We start from the raw sequence: 26,016 nt of genomic DNA, 5'->3' as shown, positions 1-26,016 counted from the left end.
CGTGCGGGGCGGGTCAGGGGCGGTAGACCGTGCCGGGCTCCGGCTCCGCGGGGGCCATCAGCTGGGGGACGGTGACGAAGGTGTAGCCCCGCTCCTTCAGCGTGTCGATGATGCCCGGCACCGCGGGGACCGTCCCCTTGTAGATGTCGTGCAGCAGGATGACCCCGTCCTTGCCGGCCTGGTCGAGTATCCGCTTCCTGATCAGCGCGGAGTCGTTCGTGGAGTAGTCCTTGGCGGTCGCGCTCCACAGGACCTGGGAGAGCCCGAGTTCCTTGCAGATCCGGGAGACGGTGCCGTCGGTCCGGCCCTGCGGGGGACGCATCAGACGGGGCTTCCTCCCGGTGATCTCCTCGATGGCGACCTGGGTCCTCTCCAGCTCGTCCCGTATCTCGCCGGGCTTCTTTCCCGTCAGGATCTCGTGCGACCAGGTGTGGTTGGCGACCTCGTGCCCCTCGGCCTCGATGCGCCGCACGGTCTCCGGGTGCTTCAGGACGTGGTTCTTCCCCAGCAGGAAGAAGGTGGCCGGCACCTTCTTCTCCTTGAGGACGTCCAGGAGGTGCGGGGTGTCCTCCGCCGGGCCGGCGTCGAACGTCAGCGCGATGCACTTGGCCTTGCGGCAGTCCACCGGACCGAAGGATCCCTTGGCGTCCGAGGCCGCGTCCGTGCGCGCGGACCCGGGGGCCGTGGTCTCCATCGAGCATCCGCCGAGCGTCAGTGTGAGCACCGCCACGAGTGCGGAGGCCAACCCCGCACCGAACTGTCTCGTCTTTCCAGGCACAACAGGCACAGCACGTCACTCCCCATGACCGGGCCGCACACCGGTGGTGTGGCACGCCGCGACTATACATTCCATGTATACGCACCATGCATAGTGGGGGCGGGTGCTGCCCGGGTCCGGGAGCTCGGGGCCCGGCGGCCGGCCGGGAGGCAGCCACGACGCGCACGCCGTGGTGCGGACGGCGCAGTCCGGCCGTGGCGCCCGGAGCCCCGCCCCGAGTGAGGGCCGGGTGTCCTCACCTGCGAAATACTGGCTCGGCTGCGGCGATGGCCGAAGCTGGAAGTTCTTTCATCGGCCCGAGAGCGTATGAGGGGTGCTGACGTGCACGGGAGCGGAAGCGGCGGCGGGCCCGGCGCCACGGCCGGACATGGTGTGTCCCATGAGTTCCTCGCACTGGAACGCGAGTTGGCGGTCTTCCTGCGCCGTGCGCGGGCCAATTCGGGGGAGATGGCGCGCGAGGTGCACCCGGACCTGGAGGCGGCGGCATACGGACTTCTCGTACGGCTGGAGTCGGCCGGGCGCCAGCGCGCCACGGATCTCGCCGCCTACTTCGGGGTGGGCAAGGCGACCATGAGCCGTCAGCTGAGGGCGCTGGAAGGTCTCGGGCTGGTGGCGCGGGAGACCGACCCGGCGGACGGCCGCGCCTCGCTGGTAGGCCTGACCGACGAGGGCCTCGCGCGCTTCCGCAGTGTCCGTGACGCGCGGCGCGGCCGTTACGCCAGCAAGCTCGCGGGCTGGGACCGGGCCGAGATCGCCGAACTGGCGCGACTGCTGCACCACTTCAACGAACGCGCCGAGGACTGAGGCGCGCGGGCCCGGCGGAGGGCCGGGCGTCCGGGCCGCCCCGGGTGCGGAGCGCGACGGCGCCCGTGACGGGCCGGGACCCTACAGCTCCACGAGGACCGCCGTCGCGTCGTCGTGGGTCTTGCCGCGGCCCAGGTGCACGCGGCCGGTGTCGGCCCGCTCCAGCTCCCTGACCCGCGCGATCAGCCCATGGGGCCCCTCCTTGCGGAGCAGTCCCATGGTGGCCTTCCAGTCACCCTCACGGAACTTCTCCGTCCAGCGGCTCGCCCCGTCGGTCAGCGCCGCCAGCGCGCGGACCTCCGTCCGGGGCGTCTCGCCGGTCACCGCGCGTGACGCCACTCCGGGGTCCGCGGCGGCCGTGAAGAAGCCGCCCTCCTTGTTCCGTACGCGGGCGTCGGCGATCTCCTGCGAGGCGAGCGAGTTCCGGGGCAGCCGGTCGAGGCGGTCGTCGAGCAGTGGCCGGACCGCGCCGTCGGGACCCTCGACGAGCAGGGCCGAGTCGGAGAGCACCAGGTGCTCGATCCGTTCGTCGTCCCAACGCGCCAGGACCACGGTCGCCTGAGGCGTGCGCACGTGAGAAAGGTCACATGGGGAACGATGCGTGTCGGCGGTGCGCCGGATGGACTCCGCGAGGATCTCGGTCAGCGTCAGATCCCGCCGCGAAGCGGACAGTTCGGCCAGGGCGCTGCCGAGCCGTGCCGTGAACCACGGAACCGAGTGCACACAGCCGTCGTCGCCCGGTGGGGGTGTGACACCGTCGAGCAGCACCAGGGCGCCGCCCTGGCCCGCAGCGGGGGCGGCAGCGGATACCCAGTCCTCGTTGGGGCGTTCGGGGCTGCCCGGCTCGGTGGCGAGTTCGATGCGCATCCAGCCAGTCTGCACGATGCCTTCACGGGGCCTGCACGATCCCCGGGTTGGACCGTACCAGCAGGTCAGAATGGCATCAGGGGCGGAATTGAGGGCTCCGTGCATATGCGGGCGGGCATACTGCCAAAGCCCGGCCCGAAGTTCCACCCGGTGGTCCGTGCATGGCCTGCGGCGCCTGTGGGGAGAGTTGTTCGTCAACTCCGGAGTGTTGTTCACTCGTTCAAGTGGCGGAGCGGTTGATGCACGGCCCCCTCTCAAGAGCGCTGGAATGGTCAGAAGCCGTACGGTGCCCACCAGGGCGGGGTGCCCACGCACGTGACCGTGCGTCACCTCTGCTTCAAGGGCGGACGAGTCAAGATTGCGAGCACCGGTGCAGAAGAAGCGGCCTCGGAGCAAGGACAGCACGCGCGAGGAGTCCGGGGCGATGCCCCAGACAGCGGGTGCCGCCAAGCGGACCGTGCGGGTACGCAGCCGGCTGGTCGCCGGCGTCGCCGTCGTGGGGATCACCGTCATCGCGGCGGGCGCCCCGGCGGCCCTCGGCGCATCCTCCGATCTCAACGAGTCCCAGCGGCTGGTCACGCTCGCCGAGCTGAACCAGCAGGCGATCACCCTCGCGCACTCCCTCGCGGACGAGCGCGACGAGGTGACCGCCCACATCGCGGGCGGCCGTGAGGACGAGGACGGCGAGAAGGGCACCACGAGCCCCGCGGCCCGCGTCGACCAGCAGGTCGACGAGATCAGGGAGGCCTCGCCGGCCGCCCTGCGCCGCGACCTCGCCGAGATCCCCTCTCTCCGCCGGACCGCGCTCACCGGCAAGGGCTCGGCGACGGACGCCTACCAGGCCTACTCCGAGGTCATCGCCAAGCTCCACGACCTCGCCGACGAGCTCGCCGAGAAGACCCCGCCGCGCGCTGCGGACGCCACCCGCGCCCCGCTCGCCCTGGGCGGAGCCGTGGAGCAGGCCTCCGCGACCCGGGGGCTCCTCCTCGCCGCGCTCGCCGTGCCCGGCACGGAGCCGCAGCAGCAGCAGATCGACCCTTTCACCGGTCTGCCCGTCCAGGGCCAGGACACGAGCAGCAGTGAGGACGACCGCAACCGTGACGAGCTGAGCGCCGCCGCCCAGCAGGCACGGGTGCGCGAGCTCGCCTCCCTCGCCGAGTTCGACCAGGCCGCCGGGTCCTCCGCCAGGGACAAGCTCGCCTCCACGGTCACCGGCCCCGAGGTCACCACCGCGGAGAAGTACCTCACCCGGCTGACCGACCGCCCCGAGCTGTCCGACTCCGACCGCGGCGCCGACCCCGGGAAGGTCGAGGCCGCGCTCTCCGCGCGTATCGACCGCATGCGCGGGGTCGAGTCCGCGCTCGGCACGGCGCAGGTCAAGCGCCTGGAAGGGCTGCGCGACGACGACGTCACCGCGCTGGAACTCCGTCTCGCCCTGCTCGGCGGCTGCCTGCTGATCGCCGTGGGCGTCTCCACCGCCGTCGCCCGCACCCTCACCCAGCCGCTGGCCGTCCTGCGGATCGGAGCCGGCCGCATCGCCGCCGAACCCGAGACCGCCGAGCCGGTCCGCTACACCGGGCGCAACGACGAGTTCGCCCAGGTCGTACGGTCCATCAACGCCCTGCACGGCAAGCTGCACGGTCTGCACCACGACGTCACCGGCCGGCTCGAGAGCATGCAGACCGAGCGCGGCGAACTGATCGCCGGCCGTGAGGCCCTCACGCTTCAGCGGGCCGAGCTCCAGGTCCGGGTGGCGGAACTCACCGGGCAGCTCGAGCGGCTGCGGAACACGGTCCACCACACCTTCGTCAATCTGTCCCTGCGCACGCTCGGCCTCGTCGAGCGCCAGCTCGGAGTGATCGAGGGGCTGGAGGAGCGCGAGCAGGACCCGGAGCGCCTCGCGACCCTGTTCAAGCTGGACCACATGGCCACGGTCATGCGGCGGCACAGCGAGAACATGCTGGTCCTCGCCGGCACGGATCACAACCAGGGGCACGCCGGCCCGATCCCGCTCGTCGACGTACTGCGCGCGGCGGTCAGTGAGATCGAGCGGTACGAACGGGTCACCATCCAGTCCCTGCCGCCGCACGCCCAGGTCGCGGGCTTCGCCGCCGACGACCTGAGCCACCTCGTCGCCGAACTCCTGGAGAACGCGACGTCCTTCTCCCCGCCCGACTCCCATGTCGAGCTCTCCGGCTGGCTGCTGGAGACCGGGGAGGTGATGCTCTCCGTGCAGGACGAGGGCATCGGCATGTCGACGGTCCGGATGGGCGAGCTCAATGCCAGGCTGGCCGACCCGGCGTCCTTCGAAGCGGGTGAACAGGCCGCGGACGGGGCCGGGCTGGGTCTTCAGGTGTCCTCGCTGCTGGCCGCCCGCCACGGCGTACGGGTGCAGCTGCGCGAACAGAAGGGGAGCGGGGTGACCGCGGTCGTCGTCCTTCCGCAGGCTCTGCTGCCCAAGGCTCCGCCCGCGGCTTCCCCGCCGCCCGTGCCCCTGCCGGGGGACGCGCCCACGCTGAACCTTCCGGGGTCGGTCGCCGAGGCCAACTCCAACGCGCTGCCTCCCCGCTCGCAGCAGCCCGCCGGGGACCCGCTGATCGCGGCCGCGGAGCGGACCCTGGAGGCTGCGGACCCGGACGCCGCGGCGCCGCGGACCGCGGCCGCCGAGCCCGCACCGGCGCCCGAGCCCGCACCGGCGCCTGCTCCCTCCCCGGCGCCCGCACCGGCCGAGCCCGCCTCCGAGGCGGTCCCCGGGGCCGGGATCCATGACGGGGCGGGGACCCGCGAGGAGTCCGACGCCGAGACCACCATGCAGGTCCGGCTGCCCGCGCAGCAGGACGCCCCGAGCCCGTACGCCATCGGGCCCGACCGCCACGAGCGCACCGCCGACACGAGCCCCGCCACGCCCGCCGCTCCGGCCGCCGACACCGTCCCGGGCCCGCGGCAGCCGCTGACCGGACTCGGCGAGGAGGTGCCCGACCCGGCGCCCTCGCCCGAGCGCCTCACGGACAAGGGCCTGCCCAAGCGCACCCCCAAGGTCACCGCGGCGCCCGCGGCGCCGGTCACCGAGCGGAAGGGCAGCCTCGACAAGGAGGCCCTGCGCCGTCGGCTCGGCGGTTTCCACCAGGGCGCGAAGGACGGTCGGCGCGATGTCGAGGCGGAGATCGCCGACAGCGGCCCACAGACCGACCACGACCGTACCGACGGTCGTATCGATGAGACGGGGGACACAGTCGAGGAGGCACGCAGTTGACTGCGCCCAGCACATTCGGGCTGAGTACCGAGGCCCGGAACCTTCACTGGTTGCTGAGCAATCTCGTGGAGGAGGTGCCAGGGGTCCACTCGGTCACCGTCGTCTCGTCCGACGGACTCATGCTGCTCTCCTCGGACCCCGGTCTCGCGACGGCCACGACGGCAGGGCGGCAGACGGGCCCCAGGGGCTCCAGCGCCGACCTCGCCACCATCGTCTCCGGCATCGGGTCCCTCACGATCGGCGCCGCCAAGCTGATGGACGGCGGTGGCGTCAAGCAGACGATGGTCGCGATGGACGAGGGCAGCGTCTTCGTCATGTCGATCAGTGACGGCTCCCTCCTCGGTGTGCACGCCACCCCCGACTGCGACATGAGCGTCGTCGCCTACCACATGGCGCTCTTCGTCGGCCGGGCCGGACACGTACTCACCCCCGAACTCCGCAGTGAGCTGCGCAAATCGATGGAGAGCACCCAGTGACGTCAGCTGCTGAACCCGTACGAAAACTCCCCGTCCGGGGAGCGGACCGCAAGGCGGCACGGGTCCGTCCGTACTCCCTCACCGGAGGCCGCACCCGCTTCGGGCACGTCCTGCTCGTCGAGACGTTCGTCGCCGCGCTGGACGCTCCCGAGGAGCGCCGCGAGCTCACGAACGGCAATCTCGCCTCGCGCGTCATGCCGGAGCTCCACGCCATCGTCGAACTCTGCCGTCGTATGCGTACGGTCGCGGAGATCTCGGCCCTGCTGAAGATGCCGCTCGGTGTGGTCCGGGTGCTGCTCAGCGACTTGGCCGACCAGGGAAAGATCCGCGTCTACGGAACCGGTCACGGCACCGGCCAGCCCGACCGCGCGCTGCTCGAAAGGGTGCTCAATGGACTCCGCCGTCTCTGAGGCGCCGCTCTTCACTCCGCGTCAGCGGGGGCCGCAGGACGGGCCCGGTGAGTCGGTGCAGGCGTGGCAGCTCGACCACACACGCGCACCGGTCGCGACCAAGATCGTGGTCGCGGGCGGCTTCGGCGTGGGCAAGACGACGTTCGTCGGCTCGGTCTCCGAGATAACCCCGCTGCAGACCGAAGCGCTGATGACGCAGGCCAGCGAGGAGACCGACGACCTCACGGCCACGCCCGACAAGGCCACCACGACCGTGGCGATGGACTTCGGCCGTCTCACGCTGGACGATGACCTCGTCCTGTACGTCTTCGGCACCCCTGGTCAGCAGCGCTTCTGGTTCATGTGGGACGACCTGGTGCGCGGCGCGATCGGTGCGGTGGTCCTGGCGGACACGCGGCGCCTCGCCGACTGCTTCGCCGCGCTCGACTACTTCGAGAGCTGCGGCCTTCCCTACATCGTCGCGGTCAACCACTTCGAGGGGACGGCCGGTTTCGAGGAGGCCGACGTCAGGGAGGCCCTGAGCGTGGCTCCGCACGTGCCTGTTGTGATCATGGATGCGCGTAAGAGGATCACGGTCGTCGAGTCGCTGCTCGCCCTGGTGGGCCACGCGCTCGACATCGCCCCCGAGTAACGACAGACGCACCCAGTAACACGTAACGGAGAACCGCGATGCGGAAAGTACTCATAGTCGGAGCCGGCCAGTCCGGTCTCCAGCTGGCCCTTGGACTGCAGTCCAACGGGTACGAAGTCACCCTGATGTCCAACCGCACCGCGGACGAGATCCGGTCCGGCCGGGTCATGTCGACGCAGTGCATGTTCCACACGGCCCTCCAGCACGAGCGCGACCTGCAGCTCAACTTCTGGGAGTCGCAGGCTCCGCGGATCGAGGGTGTCGGCGTCTCCGTCGCCGGGCCCGACTCCTCGCGGGTCATCGACTGGGTCGGCAAGCTCGACGGCTACGCGCAGTCCGTCGACCAGCGCGTGAAGATGGCCGGCTGGATGGAGACCTTCGCCCAGCGCGGGGGACAGCTCGTCATCCACGGTGCCGCGGTCTCCGACCTGGACTACTTCTCCCGTACCTACGACCTGGTGATGGTCTCGGCCGGCAAGGGCGAGCTGGTCTCCATGTTCGGCCGGGACGCCTCCCGTTCGCCGTTCGACGCCCCGCAGCGGGCGCTGGCCGTCGCCTACGTCCACGGTCTGGGCCCGCGCCCGGAGCACCCCGAGTTCGACGCGGTGCGCTGCAACCTGGTCCCGGGTGTCGGCGAACTCTTCATCATGCCGACGCTGACGACCTCGGGCCGCGCGGACATCCTCTTCTGGGAAGGCATCCCCGGCGGTCCGCTGGACGCCTTCCAGGGCATCAAGGACCCCTCGGAGCACCTGGCCAAGACGCTGGAGCTCATGGAGAAGTACACCCCGTGGGAATACGCGCGCGCCACCAAGGTCGAGCTGACCGACGCCAACGCCACGCTGGCGGGCCGTTACGCCCCGACCGTGCGCAGGCCCGTCGGCCGGCTGCCCGGCGGCGGTCTGGTCCTCGGGGTGGGGGACGTGGTCGTCGCCAACGACCCGATCACGGGCCAGGGCTCCAACACGGCCTCCAAGTGTGCGCACTCCTACCTGCATTCGATCCTCGAGCACGGCGACCGGCCGTTCGACGAGGAGTGGATGGAGGCCACCTTCGAGCGCCACTGGGAGAACACCCAGCACGTCGTGAAGTGGACGAACGCGATGCTCGGCCCGCCCCCGGAGCACGTGCTGAACCTGATCGGCGCCTCAGGCCAGATCCAGCCGGCCGCCGACCGGTTCGCCAACGGGTTCAACGACCCGGCGGACTTCGACAACTTCTTCTTCGAGCCCGAGAAGACGAACGCCTACCTCGCCTCGCTCACGGGCGCGCAGGGCTGACACCGGCGACACCTCGCCGCACGAGGACCGGGCCGTCACCTCCGCCACGCAGACGCGCGGAGGAGTGTGACGGCCCGGTTTCTCATGCGTCCGGGGCGTCGTACCCCGTGTCCGTCCCCGAGGTGGCGCCCTCGGGCAGCTCCGGCAGGGTGTAGGAGCTCAGCGGCGTGCCGCCGGGGTCCGGGCGGACCGCGCCCAGCAGAGGGTTGGACGCCAGGGGCGACACCTTCACCGAGGCCCCGGGGCGGGGGGCCTGGACGACGAGGCCGTCGCCGATGTAGAGCGCCACATGCGTCGCCTTCGGGAAGTAGACCACCAGGTCCCCGGGACGCAGCGAGCCGACCGGAACCCTCGGCAGCTCCCGCCACTGCTCCTGGGACGTCCGCGGAATGGTCCTCCCCGCGTCCGCCCAGGCCTGGGAGGTGAGGCCGGAGCAGTCGAAGGAGTCCGGTCCCTCGGCGCCCCAGACGTACGGCTTGCCGATCTGCTCGATCGCGTACCGCACGGCCTCGCCGCCCTCCTCGGACGGCAACCGGGTCGAACCGAGTGCCCCCGACGCGGCCAGAGCGGTCTGGGCCTCTCCGATGTTCTTCTCCTCCAGGGCCGTCAGGGCGGCGAGCTGCTCGGCCGACAGCGAGGCCAGCATCGCCTCGATGCCCTTCAGCCGGGACCGCACGGTGTCGCGCTGCTTCTTCCGTTGAGCGGTCAGCGCCCGCTGGCGTTCCTGCGCCGCCCGGGACTTGGCCGCCACCACCTCGGCGTGCCTCTCCGCGCCGGTCAGCCGGTCCACCACGGCGGACCTGCCGGCCTGGGCGCGCTCGATGACGTGGCTCTGCTCCAGGGCGCGCGCCGGGTCCTCGGCGAGCAGCAGGCGCAGATAGACGGAGAAACCGGTGTTCCCCTGGTACTGGTCGCGCGCCAGCCGCCCGGCGTCCCTGCGGCCCGACGTCAGCGCGGCCCGGGCCCTGGCCAGTTCCGCCCGCAGCTCTCCGGCCTCGGCCGTCCGCTTCTTCAGCTCCTCCTCGGTGCCGTTGTAGAGCTCGCCGGCCTCCTCTGTCTTCTGATAGAGCGTCTGCAACTGCTTCAGCAGCCCGGCCACGCTCTGCGGAGCCGGTCCCGCGGCCGGGGCGGTGCCCGCTCCGCCCGCCTCGGACGCGGAGGGTTCCGGTTCCGTCGGCACCGTCGGGGCGGGTCCCGGTCCGGCCGGCTCGGCGACGGCGGGGGATGTGGCGACGACCGCCGCCAGCGCGGCCGTACAGAGGGCGCGTGCGACTCTGCCCGGCACGGCATCACCTCCGGTGTCAGGGGTGATGCCGATTAATCGGACTACCCCACAAATGATCGGATCTCGTCCATCCGGTCACTCGGCCGGGGGTGATGCAAGGACCGCTCCGCGTGCCGTCCGGGGTGTGCCCCGAACGGAGGACGCCGGCCCCTGGAGAGGTCAGTCGACGGGGAAGGCGTAGACGGCCCGTTCCCGCTGGACGACCACGGTCTTCCCCGCCGCCATCAGTCGGTACCACCCGGTGACCGCGGCGCCCTTCGGGTCCTGGACCCCGATGTCCTGGAACTTCCACAGCCGGCGCCCGTCCGCCGCGCGGAACGCGGTCACCTGTGAACCGTCCGCGGCGAGCAGGGTCTTCCCGCCGTCGCTGAGCGTGATGGCGGGCGCGTAGTCGCCGCGACGTGCCTCGGTTGACCGTCGCCACAGCAGCTTCCCGGTGGCCGACTCGACGGCGCCGACCTCCTGATTGCGGTTCGCGGTGTGGAGCACCGCCCCCGCCGGGAGGGGTGTGCCGAAGACCGACGACGCCGTCCCGTTCAGAGTCCAGACCGGCTTCCCGGTGTCCGTCTCGAACGCCTGCAGATCGTCGCGCACCGCGCCGTAGAGCAGTCCGTCCTCGTCCCCGACCGCGGAGCCCGCCGGTGAGACCGAGCCGAACTGCCGGTTCCACAGCTGCTTTCCCGTGGCGCGGTCGAAGCACCGGAAGGACGCCTTGCCCTTGCCCGCCGCGGCATCGGCGGGGGTGAGCGTGTCGGAGACCTGGCGTACGACGAGGTCGGCGTCCCGGGCGGAGATCAGCCGGTAGGCCGGGGTGCCGGGCGCCCGGCCCGCCGGGACGGGGACACGCCAGAGCTCCTCGCGCCGCACGATGTCGTACGCGAAGAAGTACGCCTTGACGGCCTTGGTGTCCTTGCCGGGCTTCTTGCCCTTCTTCGGCTTCGGTGCCTTCACGGTGACGGTGTGGGAACCGGTGAACCAGAGGACGGACCCGGAGAGGCCGGTGAGCGGGGCGACCTTCATGTCCGGGACGCCGGTGAACTGGTCCGCGAAGCGCACCCGGTGCGCGACGCTTCCGTCCTTCGGCGACAGCCAGAGGAATTCGGCCGGGCTCGCGAGGAAGCAGAGGTCGTCACCGGCCGCCAGGACCGCCTGGGCGCCGCCGGCGTCGGCACGCTCCCAGAGCTTCCGGCCGGTCCGCAGGTCGACGGCGGTCGCTCCGTCCGTGTCCGTCAGCACCAGCAGCCTGCCCCGCCAGACGCCCGCGGTCAGCGGGGCGGGTGAAGTGGCCGGGTGGGTGTAGATCCACCGGGGGTCCGGCGCCCGGCCGGGGAGGGCGGGGCCCGGCGCCGGTTCTCCGGCGGACTTGCCGTCGGCGGCGGAGGCGGGTCCGTCCGACCCGAGGGCGGCCACCGCCGATCCGCCCACGACCAGTCCGGCCGCACCGGCGGCGACCGTGGTCAGAAGCGCCCGCCGGCTGGTGGCCGGTGCGGGCGCTGCGCGGGGCGGTGCGGGCGGTGGGGCTGCGGGCAGGGCGAGCTGGGCGGACGGGGCGGGTGCGGGAGCACCCTGGAGCCCGGCGGCCGGGTAGGCGTAAGGGTAAGAAGGCTGTGCGGGTGCGGGTGCGGGTGCGGGCGGCAGGGCGGCTGCCGCCGGGTGCGGGGGCGCGGAGCCGGTGACTTCCCGGGGGAGGGCGAGCTGGGTCGTCGCCCGGTCGGACCGCGGGGTGCGCGCCCCGGTTCCCAGGAAGCGTGTCGTCCGGCTGTCCTCCCCGATGTCCCCGTTGTCCGCCCCCGCCCCCGCCCCCGTGACCGCGGCGCCACCTGGGGAGACCTCCTCGGTGGGTGCCCGGCCGCGCTCCACCTCGCCGTCGGGAGCCCCGCCGTCGGCAGACACCGCGTCCTGGACCGGGTCCGTGGAGTCCACCGGGTCCGTGGAGTCCACCGGGTCCGTGGAGTCCACCGGGTCCGTGGAGTCCACCGGATCCACCGGAGGCTCCGCCGCCCGCGCCCGCGCCGCCTGGTCCGTCACGGCCGCCGAGAGCGGCCCGGGAAGCCAGCCGCCCTTGGCGAGGCCCGCCGCGCCCTCCAGCGCGAGATCCGCCGCCACCGATCCCGCACCGGGCCGGTCGTCCGGGTCCTTCGCCAGGCAGCCGGCGATCAGAGCCCGCAACTCATCAGGAACGGAACCCAGTTCGGCCGAGCCGTGCGCGATGCGCTCCGCCGCCTCGTCGGCGGGGCCGTCGGCGAGCGGAGTCGTCCCCGTCGCCGCGTACGCCAGCAGCAGGCCCAGGACGAACAGGTCGGACGCCGGGCCCGCCTCCTTGCCCTCGACCTGCTCGGGGGTGAGGTAGCCCAGCCGCACGGACAGCCGCCCGTTCTCCCGGGCCTCGGCGGACGCCGCCGCACCGAGCGGCCCGAACGCGGTGAGGCGGGGGCCGTCCTCGGCCAGCAGCACCGTCTCCGGCGCCAGCCCCTGGAGCACGGCCCCGGTGGCATGGACCCGGGAGAGGGTCTCGGCCAGGCCCGCGCCCAGTATCCGGACGGCCCGCTCGGGCAGCGGACCGGCGAGGCCGATGGCCTCGGCGAGCGTCACCGCGGGCACGTAGGCCGCTGCCGTCCACAGGGCGTCGTCCTCCGGCGCGGCGAGGGGCGGCTGCACCCAGCCGCCCGCCAGCCGCTCGGCGGTACGGGCCTCGGCGAGGAAACGCCGCCGGAAGGCGGGTGCGGAGGCGAGGGCGGGCCGGGCGGCGGTCACCACGGCGAGGTCGTCGCCGTCCACACCCCGGGCCAGGTAGTGCACGGCGCTCGCGCTCTCGCGGAGGCGGGCCAGCGCGGTGTACGGGCCGAAGTGACGTGGATCGTCCTGACGCAGCGCCTCCATGGCGCACCCCCCTTGTGACCGTGCCCTCGGCACCTGACCGCCGATCTTACGGGCGCGGGCGCGGCAGCGGCTCAGAGCCCGCTGCGGGGCCTGCCCCAGGGCCACTTGGGCGAGAAGCGCTCACGCCCCTCGGGGACGAACTCGTACACCCAGCCCCGCTGCAGGCCGAGCCGCTTCGAATGGCCGGCGGGTGCGCGCCGGTAGGCGTACACGGTGGCGGGGCCGCCGTCGGCGTCCGGGACCGGGACCTCGTACCACTTGGGCGGATGGCCGGTCGGCCCGAGCAGGACGGGCAGCACCCGGCCGTCCAGAGGGCCGCCGCGGAAGGGGGTGTTCTCGCTTTTCACGGTGCCAGTCTGACCCAGGGGACCGGGCGACGCCGTCCGGTCCCCTGGGGCGCGCGGGTACGCACGGCACCGGTAGGGCCGGAGTGCGCCGGTGCGCCGGGGGATCAGTCCGCCGGCCCGTTCCCGCCCGGAGCGGCTCCAGGGGCCAGCAGGTGTGTCGCCGCCTCGCCGGCCGGGGCCACCAGCGCGGCCAGCCGTCCGACCGGGCCGTCGGCCGTCTCCTGGCCCACCAGGTCGGCCACCACGGACGCGGTCTCCTCGTCCGTTGCCGCGGTCACCGCTATCAGGCCGATCAGATGGTCGACCAGCCAGCCGCGCAGCTCCGGCGCCGGGGGCTGCTTCTCCTCGTCCAGCCAGATCAGGGACGCCGCCTCCACGGCCGCGATCCAGGTGCGCACCATCATCCGCAGACGCGGCCCGGCGGGTTCCTGGCCGGGGCCGCCGCCCCGGCCGAGGTGGAGGAGGATCTGCTCGGCCGCCGACCGGCGTACGCCGTCCACGATCGTGGACGTCCGCGAGGTTTCGGCCACGCTGCCCCCGCGCAGCAACGCGCTGAAACCGGCGTCGTGCTGGTCGACGAAGCCGAGGTAGCGGTCCAGGACCCGGCACACGCGCTCGGTGGGCGGGCCGGCGGCGGGCTCCGCGAAGCAGAGCGTCAGCTGCTCGGCGGCCGACCCGAGGGCGGCCTCGTACAACTGCTGCCTGCCGCCCGGGAAGTAGCGGTAGACCAGGGGGCGGGAGACCCCGGCCGCGGCCGCCACCTCGTCGATCGACACGTCGTCCGGTGCCCGGTGGGCGAAGAGCGTGAGCGCCGCGCCCAGCAGTTGGGCGCGGCGCTCCTCGACACCGAGCCGTCGGTACGCGCGGGCCGGCGGTGCTGCGGGTGCGGAGGTCATACCCGGAAGCCTAAGGCCGCGCGGCTCATGGGAGGCGGCCTCAGGCCAGCAGACCCGAGCTCTTCCACAGCCTGCGTCCCACCCCGTTGAGCACACCGATGTCGTCGAAGAAGTCGGTGAGCCGCTTGGCTCCCGTCTGCATGACCTCCGCCCGGTGGCCACTCGCCTTCACCTGCGCGACGGCCTCGTGGCGGTCCAGGCCGACGTTCTCGTAGACCTGCGGGTTGACGAAGCAGACGGAGAAGACGCGCGCCGCCTCACCGCAGTTGAGACGGGTCAGCCGGCGCTCCCAGTGGGGGGCGGTGACCATCTGCCGGCGCAGCTCCTCGCGTGCGTAGCGCACGTGCCGGGCCTCCTCGACGACGTGGATGCGGGTCACCCCGCGCACCAGCGACTGGACCCGCTCGTCGGGGAAGGTGAGGCGCTGCATCCAGTCGAGGATCTCCTCGCCGAGCAGCGTCGCGGCGAAGGAACCGGGGGTCGTGGAGATGGTCTTCAGCACCCGCGCCAGGTTGTGGTAGCGCCGGGGGACCGGATAGCTGGGGGCCCCGCCCCACTCGATCATGCGGGCGAACATCATGGAGTGCCGGCACTCGTCGGCTATCTCCGTGAGTGCGTAGCGGACGTGCTTGCTGGTCACGGACTTGTCGTAGATGTGGCGTACGAGCAGCTGCATCAGGATGATCTCGAACCAGATCCCCAGCGAGGCCAGCGACGCCGCCTCGTGCCGGGCCAGTTCCATCCGCTGGTCCTCCGACATCCTCCGCCACATCGGGGTGTCGTAGAGGGAGACCAGCTCCGGCGGCCAGAACCACTTGCCGTCCTCGACGGCCGAATCCCAGTCCAGCTCCGTGTCCGGATCGAAGGAGTGCTTGGCCGAGGCTTCGAGCAGGCGCGCGGCGACCTGCTCGCGGTCCTTCAGCGGGCCGAGCGCATCACGCAGCGCCTGGATGTCCTCGTCGGTCACTGTCGTCATGGCTGAAGGCACCTCACAGAGGGGTTACCGGCGGTCAGGATTTTGCTCAAGCATTATGAGACTGCCTGTCAGCAAGCCAGTCAATCCCTTGCGCGCGACTTGTTGACCGCGTGTCTACCAACGTGTGAACCTGCCAACTGACGTCAGCACCACGGAATTCACGATCCTCGCCAGGCGAAGGAGCTGTCCGTGTCGACACACGACCTCTACACCACCGCCCCCACCGCACCGACGTGGCAGGTCCCCGCCACGGGCGCGGCCAGGTTCAGCTGGGACTACGACGACGGCCGCGAACGCCTCCTCGCCCTCTACCAGAAGGGCAAGGACAAGCAGTGGGACGGCAACAAGCGCATCGACTGGAGCCTGGAGGTCGATCCCGCCGACCCGCTCGGCACTCCGGACGAGGCCCTCACCCTCTACGGCACCCCGCACTGGGCGAAGATGACCGAGCGGGACCGCGGTGAACTGCGCAAGCACTACACCTCGTGGCAGTTCAGCCAGTTCCTGCACGGCGAGCAGGGCGCCATGGTCTGCGCCGCCCGGATCGTGGAGTCGGTCCCCGACCTGGACGCGAAGTTCTACTCCGCCACCCAGACGATGGACGAGGCGCGGCACGCGGAGATCTACGGCCGCTTCCTGCACGAGAAGGTCGGGATGCTCTACCCGATCAACGACAACCTCCAGGGGCTGCTCGGCGACACCCTGCGCGACTCCCGCTGGGACATGCCCTACCTCGGCATGCAGGTCCTCATCGAAGGGCTGGCGCTCGCCGCGTTCGGCATGATCCGCGACACCACGACCAGGCCGCTGCCCAAGCAGATCCTGGCCTACGTCATGCAGGACGAGGCCCGTCACGTGGCCTTCGGGCGGATGGCGCTGCGCGACTACTACCAGCAGCTGAGCGAGGCCGAACTGCGTGAGCGCGAGGACTTCGTCATCGAAGGCTGCTACCTGATGCGCGACCGGCTCAGCGGCGTCGAGGTCCTGGAGAACTTCGGCATCGGCAGGCAGGAGGCGAAGGACCTCTCCGAACACTCGGAGTACCTCCAGCTCTTCCGCAAGCTGCTGTTCAGCCGGATCGTCCCCTGCGTCAAGGACATCGGCCTCTGGGGCGAGCGGCTCCAGAAGGCCTACGTCGACATGGGCGTGTTCGAGCTGGGCAACTCGAATCTGGACCTGCTGATGGCCCAGGACGAGGAGATCGCCGAGCAGCTGGACCGGGACCGCTTCGCGGTGGAGGAGCAGGCGCGGGTCGCCGAGGTGGCCGACGCCATAGCGGAGGGCGGCACACCGGGGTGAACGGCCCGGGGCGGGCGGCGGACCGGATGTGCGGCCCGTGGTGCGTGCGCTGCCCGTCGCCGGACAAACGGATGTACGAGGCCTGGGAGCTCCGGAAGGATGGGAGCCATGAACTCGCCCTCACACAGCGGAGATCCGCTCGCCGCACGCCGCAGCCTCGAGGCGCTCGCGCTCGGTGACGCCTTCGGGGAACGCTGGTTCCCGCTCTTCCGGCCGCCCCGGCAGGCGTACGCCGAGGTCCGGGCGCGCCTGACCCCGCACGAGCCCGTGTGGCACTGGACCGACGACACGGCGCTGGCGCTCGCCCTGCAGCGGATGCTCGACGAGCACGGGGAGGTCGAACAGGACCGGCTCGCCCTGTACTTCGCCCTGGCCTTCGAGGGGGACCGGGCCCGCGGGTACGGGCACGGCATGCACATACTCCTTCCGGAGCTGCTGACCTCGCCGGCCGACTGGCGCACCCTGGCGCCCGGGCTCTTCGAGGGCGGCAGTCTCGGCAACGGCGCCGCGATGAGGGTCGCGCCGCTCGGGGCCCGCTTCCACGCGGACGTCGGTCACGCCGCCGAACAGGCCGAGCTCTCGGCGGCCGTCACCCACGCCCATCCTGAGGGCGTCGCCGGTGCGGTGGCGGTCGCCGTGGCCGCGGCGCTCTCCGTGCGCGGGGAGTTCACGCTGGAGGCCGTCGCCGGGCGGACACCGGAGGGCCTCGTGCGGGACGGAGTGCTCCGGGCCGCGGAGGTGCCGTTCACGACGGAACCGTGGAAGGCGGCAGACCTCCTGGGCAACGGGCGACGGATCAGGGCCGACGACACGGTGCCGTTCGCACTGTGGACCGCCGCACGGCACCCGGACGACCTGGAGGGCGCCCTGTGGTCCACGGCGGAGGGCTTCGGGGACGTGGACACGACCTGTGCCATCACCGGGGGTGTCGTCGGGGCGCGGACCGGGGTGGAGGGAGTTCCCGCCGCGTGGCGGCAGCGGAGGGAGCCCCTGAGCTGAGCCGCGGCGGCAGCCGGATGCCGGGCCGGTGGAGCGCTTCGCGACACCGTGGCGATGGACGCCGTGGTGCGGCCCGACGAGGCGACGACGGACGCGGCGGACATCGACCTGGAGAGGGCGGCCGGGGAGACGCTGAGGGTCCGGGAGGAGATCCGTCAGCCGATCGGCTGAGAACGGGGCAGACAGACCTCCAGCGCACGTGCGATGCCGAGCAGTTCGGCGTCCCTGCCCCGGTCGGCCACCAATTGGAGACCTACCGGGCAGCCGTCCGCCGTGAAACCGGCCGGCAGGCTCGCCGCCGGATGGCCGCTGAGGTTGAACGCCCAGGTGAGCGCGGTGGAGTGGACGTCCCCCGGGCCGTCGTGGCCGTGCGGCCGGTTCGGTGTGACCGGAGTGAGGAGCAGGGGCGTACGGGCGAAGAGGGCGTCGAGCGTACGGTCGTTGGCGTCGCGGATCCGCTCCGTGGAAGGCCCGGGAGTCCCTCCGCGCACCGCGGACCACGCCTCCGCCGGGTCGAGCAGCTCGCAGGATCCCGGCATCAGGCGTACCGCTCCCGCGGCCACCAGCCGGTCCACGGCGGCCCGTGTCACCTCCGCGACCTCCGGGTCGACGCGGGCGAAGCCCAGGTCCGGGCTGAAGACGGCCGGGACGGGAAGGCGCGCGGGCCGGGGTGCGTACCCGTCGAGGAGATGGGTCAGCCACTCCTCCGCCCGCGCGGCGGAGCTCGCCAGCAGGCCCGCCGACGCGAGGCCCGTGCGGTCGGGGGAGGGGAGCCGGCCCGCCGTCGTGCTCAGTCCGAACACTCCGCACCAGGCCGCCGGGATCCGCACCGAACCGGCGCCGTCGCTGCCCGTCGCGACGTCCACCATGCCCGCCGCGACCGACACGGCCGATCCCGCCGAGGAACCGCCCGGAGTCCGGTCCGGACGCCACGGGTTGACCGTCCGTCCGTGCGCCCCCTGCCCCCAGGTCCGCCATGGTGTCCCCGGCCCGGGGACGGAGGTCGCCCCGACCGGGATCCCGCCCGCGGCGATCAGCCGCCGTGCGGCGTACGAGCGGATGCCCGCGGGGCCCTTCACGGCGAAGGGCAGCCCGGCGAGCGGGAGGCGGGACGCGGCGTCCACGCGGGCCCGCGCCTCCTCGTGCCAGACCTCGGTGAACGCGTGGAGCCGAGGATCGAGCCGGTCGATCCGCGCGAGGGACGCTTCGAGAGCCGCTGTCATGGGACCAGTCTCCTGTGCCGCCACGCGGAGAGGGCGCCCGGTGCCCGGTACCGGCTCAGTCCGCCAGTGCCGCTTCCATGACGGCCCTGGCGATCGGCGCCGCGTTGCCGCCGCCGCTGACATCGGCCCGGTCGGCGGCGGCGTCCTCCACGACCACCGCGACGGCCACCGCCGGGCGTCCGGAGTCAGGTGCCTGCGCCCAGGCGATGAACCACGCGTACGGCGTGCCGGAGTTGTCGACGCCGTGCTGGGCGGTGCCCGTCTTGCCTCCGACCGTCACACCGTCGATCGCCGCGTTCCTGCCCGTGCCGTTCTCCACCACGTCGACCATCATCCGCTGGAGCTGCTGGGCCGTCGTGGGGTTCATCGCCCGGTGGTAGGAGTCGGCGCCCTGCTGCCGGACCGTGTCCCCGTCGTCGGTGGTCACCCGGTCCACCAGGTGCGGGCGCATGAGCTCGCCGCCGTTCGCGACCGCGGAGGCCACCATCGCCATCTGGAGAGGGGTCGCGGCGGTGTCGAACTGGCCGATCGAGGACTGGGCGAGCTGGTCGTCGCTCATGTCCTCGTCGAAGTTGCTGCGGGCCACCCGGGACGGGATCTTCAGATCGTTGTCGTTGAAGCCGAATCCGCGCACCGTCTCCAGCATCCCGTCCAGCCCCACCCGCACGCCGAGATGGGCCATCACCGTGTTGCAGGAGACGCGGATCGCCTCCGCCAGGGACGCCTTCTCGCAGCCCTTCGCCTCGTTGGGCAGCACGGTCGAGGTGCCCGGCAGGACGTAGGGCGAGGGGGTGTCCGTGTCCTCGTCCGGATCGGTGACCACACCGGCGTCCAGCGCCGCGGCCGCGGTCACGATCTTGAAGGCCGAACCGGGCGGATAGGTCTGCCGGATGGCCCGGTTGAGCATCGGCCGGCTCGGCGCCCGGTTGAGCCGTGCCCACGCGTCGGTCACCTGGGAGCCGGTCCCGGAGAGGACCTCGGGGTCGTACGAGGGGGAGGAGACCAGTGCCAGGATCCGGCCGGTCGACGGGTCGAGCGCCGCGACCGCGCCACGCCGGCCGTCCAGGCCGTCGTACGCCGCGTGTTGCACGGAGTCCTCGACGGTGGTGACGACGTCGCCGCCGGGCTGCCGGCTGCGCGTGAGGTCGCCCCAGAGGGGGAGCGGGGCCAGGATCGGGTCGGTGCCGGAGAGGATGCCGTCCTCGGCGTTCTCCAGCAGCGTGGTGCCGTACGTCTGCGAGGCGTATCCCGTCACGGGCGCGTAGAGCGGACCATGGCGGTAGGTGCGCTCGTACGCGAGCTGCTCTCCGGTGTCCTCGGAGCCGGTGACGGGCTCGTCGCCGACCAGGATGCTGCCGCGCGGCTGGTCGTAGCGGTCGATCACCGTACGGCGGTTCGCGGAGTTCGAGTCCAGCTCGTCCGCCTCGAAGAGCTGGATGCGGGCGGCGTTGGCGAGCAGGGCCAGGAGCAGGAGCAGGCAGAAGCCGGCGGCGTGCCGGATGTAGCGGATCACTGTGCCTCCCCGGCCGGCGCGGACTCCGTGGCGGGATCCGGTGTGCGGGCCACGTCGCTGACCCGGATGAGCAGTGCCACGATGATCCAGTTGGTGACGACGGACGATCCGCCCTGGGCGAGGAACGGCATGGCCATCCCCGTCAGCGGGATCAGCCCCATCACCCCGCCGGCGATGACGAAGACCTGGAGCGCCAGGATCGAGGCGAGGCCGATCGCCAGCAGCCTCCCGAAGGGGTCGCGCAGGGCCAGCCCCGCACGGAAGCCGCGGGCCACCAGCAGGGCGTACAGCAGGAAGATCGCGGTGAGGCCCGCCAGTCCGAGCTCCTCGCCGGCGGTGGCCAGGATGAAGTCGGACTTGGCGGCGAAGCCGATGAGGATGGAGTGGCCGAGCCCGAGGCCGGTGCCGAGCATGCCGCCCGCGGCGAACGCGAAGAGCGACTGGGCGAGCTGGCCGGGCCCCTCACCCGCGTCGATGGAGGCGTAGGGGTCCAGCCAGTCCTCCACCCTGCTGTGCACATGGGGTTCGAACGAGCCGACGACGAAGGCTCCCGCGGCGGCCAGCAGCAGCCCGACGGCGATCCACCCGGTCCGGCCGGTGGCCACGTAGAGCAGGATCACGAAGAGCCCGAAGAAGAGCAACGAGGTGCCCAGGTCCCGTTCCAGGACGAGGACACCGACGCTGAGCAGCCAGATCGCGACGATGGGGCCGAGCACCCGCCCGGTGGGGAACTGGAGCTTCCAGATCCTGCGGCCGGTGTACGCGAGCGCGTTGCGGTTCGCGGCGAGGTACGCCGCGAAGAAGACGGCGAGGAGGATCTTCGCGAACTCCCCCGGCTGGAAGGAGAGTCCGCCGACCCGGATCCAGATCTTCGCCCCGTTCACCGCCGGGAAGAAGATCGGCACGATCATCAGCACCAGCGCCGCGGCGACCGAGAGGTACGCGTAGCGCTGGAGCACCCGGTGGTCACGCAGCAGGACGACGACGGCGATGAAGAAGGCGACCCCGAGTGTGGACCAGATCAGCTGTGTCGTCGCGGCCCGGTCACTCGGGGTCTCCAGGTCGAGCCGGTAGATCAGCACCAGGCCCAGTCCGTTGAGCAGGACGGCGATGGGCAGGAGCAGCGGATCGGCGAACGGGGCGCGGAAGCGGACCGCGAGATGGGCGAGGAGGGCGAGGAGGCCGAGACCGGCGCCGTACCCGGCGACATCGGGGGGCACGGCGTTGTTCCGGGCGAGGCCGACGGCGGCGTAGCCGTAGACGGAGATGAGCACGGCCCCGATCAGGAGCGAGAGCTCGACCCCGCGCCGCTTGGGCAGGCGTAGCGCGGGCGGGCGTGCGTCCGCCGTCGTTGCGGTCATGCCCCGCAACGTAGCAAGAGGCGGGTGCTATTTCCCTTATGTCAGCTTCGTGGCACTCCTCGGCGGGCGCCGCCGGGGCGGATCAGCTCTGGTACGGGTTCTGGCCGCCGGGAGGCGCGTAGCCGGGCTGCTGCTGCTGGGCGGCACCGTACGGATTGCCGTCCTGGCCGCCCTGGGCCTGCGCCAGCAGCTGGTCGGCCTGCTCCTTCGGTATCTGCCGCTCCCCGCCGCAGAAGGTGCACTGCGTCGCGTACTTCGTGGAGAAGGGGAACAGCGGTACGAAGAACAGAGTGAACTTGGTGACCCGCTTGCGCAGGGTGTGCGCGGCGGGATTCCCGCACCAGCCGCACACCATCGTCAGGACCGCCAGTTGGTAGAGATAGCCCCGTGTACCGAAAATGATCATGATGTGGTTCCTTTCCCCGTGTCTTCCGGAAGCGCCCGCCGGCAGAGCGCCAGCAGCTTCTCGTCCTCATAAGTGTCGTGGCTGCCGTACCCGCCGTCCATCGCCTTGTGGCGGCGTACGGACAGGAGCTCGGCGCGCAGCACCCGTATCGCGTCCGAGCCTGCACCGTCGGGGCCCATCCGCGCCAGACATTCCGCGACCCGGACCCTGACGTGGCAGTTCTTCTCCCATGCCGACAGGAGCACCGGCACCACGCCGGAGGCCCGCCCGGAGATCTCCCACAGAGCGACCGCCGCCTCGACCCGGAGCCACAGCTCCTCGTGCTCCAGCAGGGCCCGCAGCCGCGGCGCCACCGCGGCGGCACGCGGCCCCAGCGCTCCCAGCGCGCTCACCGCCGCCCGGCAGTCGCGCACCTGCTCGGCCCGCAGGCCCTCGGCCAGCACGGGCAGCACCGCCGCGGCGTCCCCGGTGACCGCCCAGAGGGCCTCCGCCGCCTCGGTCGCCACCGCGGTCCCCGGCTGCCGCATCAGGCGCAGGAGCTCCGGGACCGCGAGGCGGGCGGCCGGGCCGAAGGATCCCAGGGCCCGCAGCGCCGCCGTACGCAGCCACTCGCCCCGGTACTCCGGCGCTCCCCGCAGCACCCGCAGCACCTCCGGCGCGGCCTCGCCCGCGCGCAGCGCCGTCACCCCGCCGAGCAGCGGCTTCGCCCGGTCGTACAGGCTCTCGTCCAGCCCTACCTCGCCGAGCCTGCGCCGCAGCACTCCGGCGAGCGGGGCGGCCGTATCGCCCAGGCACCTGATCGCGAAGCCCACGTCGTGGGGCACCTCCGGCCGCTCCAGCGCCGCGGCCAGGGCGGGCAGCACCCGCGCGTCCCCCAGCCCGGCCAGCGCCTTCACCGCGGAGCCGAGCCCCGGCGGTCCGCTCGCCCACTCCCTCACCCACGCCCCGGGATCCGCCGCCACCCGCCCGGCCAGCGCGTCGCCGGCGGGCGCGGCCAGACCGAACAGATCCTCCAGCGCGTACGCGGCGGCATCGGCCAGCCTGGGCTCCGGATCCGAGAGCTGCACGCCGATCAGCCGCACCAGGTCCTCGTAAGTCCCACGCCAGGCCCGCATCAGCCCGCTGCTCATGCGTACGGCGTCGACGCGCTGCCAGGGGTCGGGGCTGCGCAGCTGGTCGGTCAGCAGCGCCGTGCGGTCCGCCACACGGTCGTTCAGGCCGACGTGCAGTGTCCGCAGCAGGTCGGCGGCCCAGGGGGTGCTGCGCCCGGCCGACTCCTCGGCGGACAGCTCACGCAACTGCCCCACCAGCGTCGGAGCGGGGACCCGGTCCGCCGTGCCCTCCTCGCCGCCCGGCGGCTGCGGGGGGCCGGTCTCCGGACGGGCGGGACCGGAGCGCAGCTCCCGCAGCAGGCCGGAGACCACCCGTACGACATCCCCCGGCAGGGCGTCGGGGGCGCACCTGGCGAGCTGTGCGAGGGCCGCCAGCCGCAGTCCGGGCGGATACGCCTCCGCGGCCAGCCGGCTCAGCCAGTCCGCGGCCCGCTCCGACAGCGCCTGGTGGCGCAGGGCGATCCGGCCGGCGGCCTCGACCAGGGCGAGGCGCACCTCGTCGTCCGCCTCCACGGGCAGCCGCTCCCGCAGCAGCGCGAGGACCCTGCCCGGCCGGGCGTGCAGGGTGGCCAGGGCCAGCGGGGCGGCGAGCCGTACCCCCGGATCCTCGTCGGCGACGAGCTCGAAGAACACCGCGGACCCGGCGGACACGGCTGCCGCCGCCATCGCGTAGTTCGCGACGCCCTCGATCTCGTCCTCGTCCAGATCGTCGAACCCGTCCTCCTCGTCCTCGTCCAGGTCGATGCCACCGATGCTGGTGAGCAGCTCGACGACGCTCCCCCGGTCGCGTATCCCGGGGTCGATCGCCAGCTCGAAGAGGAACGGGATGCAGGCGAGCGTGCAGGCGTACACGTTGCCCTGGTGGTGGACCGCGCCGTACATCCCGTCGAGCGCGCCCTCCCGCTCCGCCGGGTCGGCCGAGGCGAGTCCGTAGAGGAGGGCCGGCACGTCGTCGGCCGGACCGTAGGCATGCTTCATCGAGGCCCAGTCGACCTCGTCGATCCCCGTGAACACGCCACGCCCTCCCCGTGTCTTCCCTCCGCTCCCCGGGCACGGCGGAAGAACGCCTCCGCGAAGCAGTGTCTGCGCAGAGTGTGCACCACGCACACGACGATCCACCCTCCAGTTGCGGCCTTTCCTCATGGGACCGCCCCAGGCCTGTGAAGGTGCTGTGAGAACGCCGTTCCCGCGGCTCCTCTCAGCCACCGGGCAGGGGCCGGGCCTGCCCGGGATCGGTCAGAGGGGCGAGCAGGTCACCGTGCAGCTCCAGCCGCGCCGCCATGTCGCCGGCGAGGAAGAGCAGGTCGTCCGCTGTCCCGCACGCCTCGATCTCGTCCCAGGTGACGGGCGCCGACACGGTCGGGCTGCCCTTCGCCCGCAGGGTGTAGGGGGCCGCGGTGGTCTTCGCGGCGGCGTTCTGGCTGAAGTCCACGAAGACCTTCCCCGGGCGCAGCGCACGCGTCATCCGGTGCACGGCCAGCTCCGGGAGTGCGGCCTGCGCCTGTACCGCCAGCTTCTTCGCGTAGCCCGTCACCTCCTCGGAGGGGGTGGGCTCCAGGGGGACGAGCAGATGCAGCCCCTTGGATCCGGAGGTCTTCCCGTACGCGGACAGCCCGTCCTCGGCCAGCCGTTCCCGCAGCCAGAGGGCGACCGCGCAGCACTCGACGACGCCCGCCGGCGGCCCGGGGTCCAGGTCGAGGACCAGGCGGTCGGCCACGGCGGGGGAGCCCTGCCGCCACTGGTGGGTGTGGAACTCCACCACCAGGTTCGCCGCCCACATCAGCGAGGCGAGGTCCTGCGCGAGCACCTGGCGGGCACCGGGGTCGTCGCTGCGGGGGACGGGTGCCGTCCGCACCCAGTCGGGTGTACCCGGCGGCGGATTCTTCGTGAAGAAGCGCAGTCCCTCCGGGCCGTCCGGGTACCGGAGGAAGGACAGCGGCCGGTCACGCAGGTGCGGCAGCATCGCCCCCGCCGCCGTGGCCGCGTAGTAGTGCAGCACCTCGCCCTTGGTCGTACCGGTGACCGGGTACAGCACCTTGTCGAGATTGCTGAGCGCCAGGCGCCGCCCCTCCACCTCCGTGATCGGCGTCATACGATAAGAATCACATGAAATCGTATGTATGAATGCTTAGCGGGCGATAAGGGGTGCACGGTGAGGTCCATCTGGAACGGCTCCATCTCGTTCGGTCTCGTCAGCATCCCGGTCAAGCTCATGAACGCCACGGAGAACCACACGATCTCCTTCCGCCAGATCCACCTCGCCGACGGAGGCCGGATCCGCTACCGCAAGGTCTGCGAGCTGGACGAGGAGGAGATCCCCGCCTCCGAGACCGTGAAGGCGTACGAGGACGCCGACGGCACGGTGATCCCGGTGACCGACGAGGACCTCGCCTCGCTGCCGCTCCCCACCGCCAAGACCATCGAGATCGAGGGTTTCGTGCCGGCCTCGGCGATCGACCCCCTCCAGCTGGACTCGGCGTACTACCTCTCGGCCAACGGTGTCCCGGCCGCCAAGCCGTACGCCCTGCTGCGCGAGGCGCTGCGGCGCAGCGGCAAGGTGGCCGTCGCGAAGTACGCGCTGCGCGGGCGGGAGCGGCTCGGCATGCTGCGGGTGGTCGACGACGTGATCGCGATGCACGGCCTGCTGTGGCCGGACGAGATCCGCGCCCCCGAGGACGTCGCTCCGGACGCGGGCGTCAAGGTCCGTGACGCCGAGCTCGACCTGGCCGACGCGCTGATGAACACGCTCGGCGACGCCGACCTGGACACCCTCCACGACGAGTACCGCGAGGCGATCGAGGAACTCGTCGCGGCGAAGGCGTCCGGTGAGCCGGTCGCGGAGGAGGAGGCCGGGGAGCCCGAGGGCAAGGTGATCGACCTGATGGCCGCGCTGGAGAGCAGTGTGCGGGCCGCCGAGGGGTCGAAGGGGGACGGGGGCAAGGCGGACGGCAAGGACGCCGACGTCCACCCGATCAAGGGCCGCACGCCCCGGTCCGGCGGGAGCGGAGGGGGTGGCACGAAGAAGACCGGCAAGGCGGGCCCGGAGAAGAAGGCGCCGTCCGGGAAGACGCCCGCGAAGAGGACCACAGCGAAGAAGACCGCTGCGAAGGAGACCGCGGCGAAGAAGACCACCGCGAAGAAGACCGCGGCGAAGAGGACCACCGCGAAGAAGACCACCTCGGGCACCCGGAAACGGACCTCGGCCTGACCCGGCAGGGCC

The 26,016-nt window shown here is 72.3% G+C and carries 23 protein-coding genes; 10 read left to right on the top strand and 13 right to left on the bottom strand.

The features are described from left to right. Nucleotides 1–13 precede the first annotated feature (13 nt). Nucleotides 14–694 carry a polysaccharide deacetylase family protein gene (locus tag ACIRJR_RS27860; RefSeq protein ID WP_403785627.1) on the bottom strand — a complete coding sequence of 227 codons (681 nt, stop codon included), beginning with the start codon at nt 692–694 and terminating at the stop codon, nt 14–16. Between the two features lie 390 nt (nt 695–1,084). On the opposite strand from ACIRJR_RS27860, the gene ACIRJR_RS27855 reads away from it, so the two are divergent. Next, nucleotides 1,085–1,582, top strand: a complete 498-nt coding sequence (locus ACIRJR_RS27855; RefSeq protein WP_403785548.1) for a MarR family winged helix-turn-helix transcriptional regulator — start codon at nt 1,085–1,087, stop codon at nt 1,580–1,582. A gap of 81 nt (nt 1,583–1,663) precedes the next feature. On the opposite strand, the gene ACIRJR_RS27850 is transcribed toward ACIRJR_RS27855, so the two are convergent. Next, complete coding sequence (locus ACIRJR_RS27850; protein WP_403785545.1) at nt 1,664–2,449, bottom strand: protein phosphatase 2C domain-containing protein; 786 nt, start codon at nt 2,447–2,449, stop codon at nt 1,664–1,666. A gap of 370 nt (nt 2,450–2,819) precedes the next feature. On the opposite strand from ACIRJR_RS27850, the gene ACIRJR_RS27845 reads away from it, so the two are divergent. Genes ACIRJR_RS27845 through ACIRJR_RS27825 form a run of 5 tightly spaced genes read left to right on the top strand, consistent with a single transcriptional unit; the run spans nt 2,820 to nt 8,499 of the window. Next, entirely contained in the window at nt 2,820–5,702 is a 2,883-nt protein-coding gene (locus ACIRJR_RS27845; RefSeq protein WP_403785542.1) for a nitrate- and nitrite sensing domain-containing protein, read from the top strand. After that, a complete protein-coding gene (locus ACIRJR_RS27840; RefSeq protein ID WP_403785540.1) occupies nt 5,699–6,178 on the top strand; it encodes a roadblock/LC7 domain-containing protein in 480 nt (159 codons plus the stop codon). Before ACIRJR_RS27845 ends, ACIRJR_RS27840 begins: the two co-directional genes overlap by 4 nt. Beyond that, on the top strand, nt 6,175–6,588 hold the full coding sequence (locus ACIRJR_RS27835; RefSeq protein WP_103513691.1) for a DUF742 domain-containing protein: 414 nt from the start codon (nt 6,175–6,177) through the stop codon (nt 6,586–6,588). Before ACIRJR_RS27840 ends, ACIRJR_RS27835 begins: the two co-directional genes overlap by 4 nt. Next, nucleotides 6,569–7,219: a GTP-binding protein gene (locus ACIRJR_RS27830; protein WP_403785537.1), complete on the top strand. Its 651-nt coding sequence runs from the start codon at nt 6,569–6,571 to the stop codon at nt 7,217–7,219. Before ACIRJR_RS27835 ends, ACIRJR_RS27830 begins: the two co-directional genes overlap by 20 nt. A gap of 38 nt (nt 7,220–7,257) precedes the next feature. After that, the gene (locus tag ACIRJR_RS27825) at nt 7,258–8,499 is read left to right on the top strand and encodes a styrene monooxygenase/indole monooxygenase family protein (protein WP_403785535.1); all 1,242 of its coding nucleotides are present in this window, start codon (nt 7,258–7,260) and stop codon (nt 8,497–8,499) included. Between the two features lie 82 nt (nt 8,500–8,581). Here the strand turns inward: ACIRJR_RS27825 and ACIRJR_RS27820 are convergent, their stop codons facing one another. The 5 genes from ACIRJR_RS27820 to ACIRJR_RS27800 all read right to left on the bottom strand — a co-directional run bounded on the left by ACIRJR_RS27820 (nt 8,582) and on the right by ACIRJR_RS27800 (nt 14,883). Then, nucleotides 8,582–9,784 carry a C40 family peptidase gene (locus ACIRJR_RS27820; RefSeq protein ID WP_403785532.1) on the bottom strand — a complete coding sequence of 401 codons (1,203 nt, stop codon included), beginning with the start codon at nt 9,782–9,784 and terminating at the stop codon, nt 8,582–8,584. A gap of 159 nt (nt 9,785–9,943) precedes the next feature. After that, on the bottom strand, nt 9,944–12,664 hold the full coding sequence (locus ACIRJR_RS27815; protein WP_403785530.1) for a PQQ-binding-like beta-propeller repeat protein: 2,721 nt from the start codon (nt 12,662–12,664) through the stop codon (nt 9,944–9,946). A 71-nt stretch (nt 12,665–12,735) separates the two neighbouring features. Then, a complete protein-coding gene (locus tag ACIRJR_RS27810) occupies nt 12,736–13,011 on the bottom strand; it encodes a hypothetical protein (protein WP_403785527.1) in 276 nt (91 codons plus the stop codon). Nucleotides 13,012–13,115: 104 nt separating this feature from the next. Next, nucleotides 13,116–13,907 (bottom strand): TetR/AcrR family transcriptional regulator, encoded by a 792-nt coding sequence (locus ACIRJR_RS27805; protein WP_403785525.1) that lies wholly within the window; start codon nt 13,905–13,907, stop codon nt 13,116–13,118. Nucleotides 13,908–13,947: 40 nt separating this feature from the next. Next, nucleotides 13,948–14,883, bottom strand: coding sequence for a diiron oxygenase (locus tag ACIRJR_RS27800; protein WP_403785522.1), 936 nt, complete (start codon nt 14,881–14,883; stop codon nt 13,948–13,950). A 189-nt stretch (nt 14,884–15,072) separates the two neighbouring features. Between ACIRJR_RS27800 and ACIRJR_RS27795 the strand changes: the two genes are divergently transcribed. The 3 genes from ACIRJR_RS27795 (at nt 15,073) to ACIRJR_RS27785 (ending at nt 17,352) form a co-directional block, all read left to right on the top strand. Further along, complete coding sequence (locus ACIRJR_RS27795) at nt 15,073–16,182, top strand: ferritin-like domain-containing protein (protein WP_403785519.1); 1,110 nt, start codon at nt 15,073–15,075, stop codon at nt 16,180–16,182. Between the two features lie 108 nt (nt 16,183–16,290). Continuing rightward, nucleotides 16,291–17,181, top strand: a complete 891-nt coding sequence (locus tag ACIRJR_RS27790) for an ADP-ribosylglycohydrolase family protein (protein ID WP_403785516.1) — start codon at nt 16,291–16,293, stop codon at nt 17,179–17,181. 48 nt (nt 17,182–17,229) lie between these two features. Next, nucleotides 17,230–17,352, top strand: a complete 123-nt coding sequence (locus ACIRJR_RS27785) for a hypothetical protein (protein WP_403785514.1) — start codon at nt 17,230–17,232, stop codon at nt 17,350–17,352. Here ACIRJR_RS27785 and ACIRJR_RS27780 read toward each other — a convergent pair. From ACIRJR_RS27780 to ligD, 6 genes are all read right to left on the bottom strand, one after another. Then, a complete protein-coding gene (locus ACIRJR_RS27780; protein ID WP_403785511.1) occupies nt 17,337–18,404 on the bottom strand; it encodes an amidase in 1,068 nt (355 codons plus the stop codon). The genes ACIRJR_RS27785 and ACIRJR_RS27780 overlap by 16 nt on opposite strands. 55 nt (nt 18,405–18,459) lie before the next feature. Further along, nucleotides 18,460–19,917, bottom strand: coding sequence for a peptidoglycan D,D-transpeptidase FtsI family protein (locus tag ACIRJR_RS27775; RefSeq protein ID WP_403785508.1), 1,458 nt, complete (start codon nt 19,915–19,917; stop codon nt 18,460–18,462). Further along, a complete protein-coding gene (locus ACIRJR_RS27770) occupies nt 19,914–21,278 on the bottom strand; it encodes an FtsW/RodA/SpoVE family cell cycle protein (protein ID WP_403785505.1) in 1,365 nt (454 codons plus the stop codon). Before ACIRJR_RS27770 ends, ACIRJR_RS27775 begins: the two co-directional genes overlap by 4 nt. Nucleotides 21,279–21,360: 82 nt before the next feature. After that, a complete protein-coding gene (locus ACIRJR_RS27765) occupies nt 21,361–21,684 on the bottom strand; it encodes a zinc-ribbon domain-containing protein (protein ID WP_403785503.1) in 324 nt (107 codons plus the stop codon). Next, nucleotides 21,681–23,810, bottom strand: a complete 2,130-nt coding sequence (locus ACIRJR_RS27760; protein ID WP_403785500.1) for a PBS lyase — start codon at nt 23,808–23,810, stop codon at nt 21,681–21,683. Before ACIRJR_RS27760 ends, ACIRJR_RS27765 begins: the two co-directional genes overlap by 4 nt. 184 nt (nt 23,811–23,994) lie before the next feature. After that, complete coding sequence (gene ligD, locus ACIRJR_RS27755; protein WP_403785497.1) at nt 23,995–24,888, bottom strand: non-homologous end-joining DNA ligase; 894 nt, start codon at nt 24,886–24,888, stop codon at nt 23,995–23,997. Between the two features lie 60 nt (nt 24,889–24,948). On the opposite strand from ligD, the gene ACIRJR_RS27750 reads away from it, so the two are divergent. Further along, nucleotides 24,949–26,004 (top strand): Ku protein, encoded by a 1,056-nt coding sequence (locus tag ACIRJR_RS27750; protein ID WP_403785494.1) that lies wholly within the window; start codon nt 24,949–24,951, stop codon nt 26,002–26,004. Nucleotides 26,005–26,016: the final 12 nt, after the last annotated feature.

The sequence above is a fragment of the Streptomyces sp. NPDC102402 genome, assembly GCF_044765765.1.
Lineage (GTDB): Bacteria > Actinomycetota > Actinomycetes > Streptomycetales > Streptomycetaceae > Streptomyces.
The sequence above is the reverse complement of the archived record's forward strand: the minus strand, read 5'-3'. Positions and strand labels throughout refer to the sequence as shown.

Excerpts from the sequence above, each read along its gene's own strand:
- ACIRJR_RS27860 (WP_403785627.1), bottom strand. The coding sequence starts at position 694 with ATGGAGACCACGGCCCCCGGGTCCGCGCGCACGGACGCGGCCTCGGAC.
- ACIRJR_RS27855 (WP_403785548.1), top strand. The coding sequence starts at position 1,085 with ATGAGGGGTGCTGACGTGCACGGGAGCGGAAGCGGCGGCGGGCCCGGC.
- ACIRJR_RS27850 (WP_403785545.1), bottom strand. The coding sequence starts at position 2,449 with ATGCGCATCGAACTCGCCACCGAGCCGGGCAGCCCCGAACGCCCCAAC.
- ACIRJR_RS27830 (WP_403785537.1), top strand. The coding sequence starts at position 6,569 with ATGGACTCCGCCGTCTCTGAGGCGCCGCTCTTCACTCCGCGTCAGCGG.
- ACIRJR_RS27825 (WP_403785535.1), top strand. The coding sequence starts at position 7,258 with ATGCGGAAAGTACTCATAGTCGGAGCCGGCCAGTCCGGTCTCCAGCTG.
- ACIRJR_RS27815 (WP_403785530.1), bottom strand. The coding sequence starts at position 12,664 with ATGGAGGCGCTGCGTCAGGACGATCCACGTCACTTCGGCCCGTACACC.
- ACIRJR_RS27805 (WP_403785525.1), bottom strand. The coding sequence starts at position 13,907 with ATGACCTCCGCACCCGCAGCACCGCCGGCCCGCGCGTACCGACGGCTC.
- ACIRJR_RS27800 (WP_403785522.1), bottom strand. The coding sequence starts at position 14,883 with ATGACGACAGTGACCGACGAGGACATCCAGGCGCTGCGTGATGCGCTC.
- ACIRJR_RS27790 (WP_403785516.1), top strand. The coding sequence starts at position 16,291 with ATGAACTCGCCCTCACACAGCGGAGATCCGCTCGCCGCACGCCGCAGC.
- ACIRJR_RS27780 (WP_403785511.1), bottom strand. The coding sequence starts at position 18,404 with ATGACAGCGGCTCTCGAAGCGTCCCTCGCGCGGATCGACCGGCTCGAT.
- ACIRJR_RS27770 (WP_403785505.1), bottom strand. The coding sequence starts at position 21,278 with ATGACCGCAACGACGGCGGACGCACGCCCGCCCGCGCTACGCCTGCCC.
- ACIRJR_RS27765 (WP_403785503.1), bottom strand. The coding sequence starts at position 21,684 with ATGATCATTTTCGGTACACGGGGCTATCTCTACCAACTGGCGGTCCTG.
- ligD (WP_403785497.1), bottom strand. The coding sequence starts at position 24,888 with ATGACGCCGATCACGGAGGTGGAGGGGCGGCGCCTGGCGCTCAGCAAT.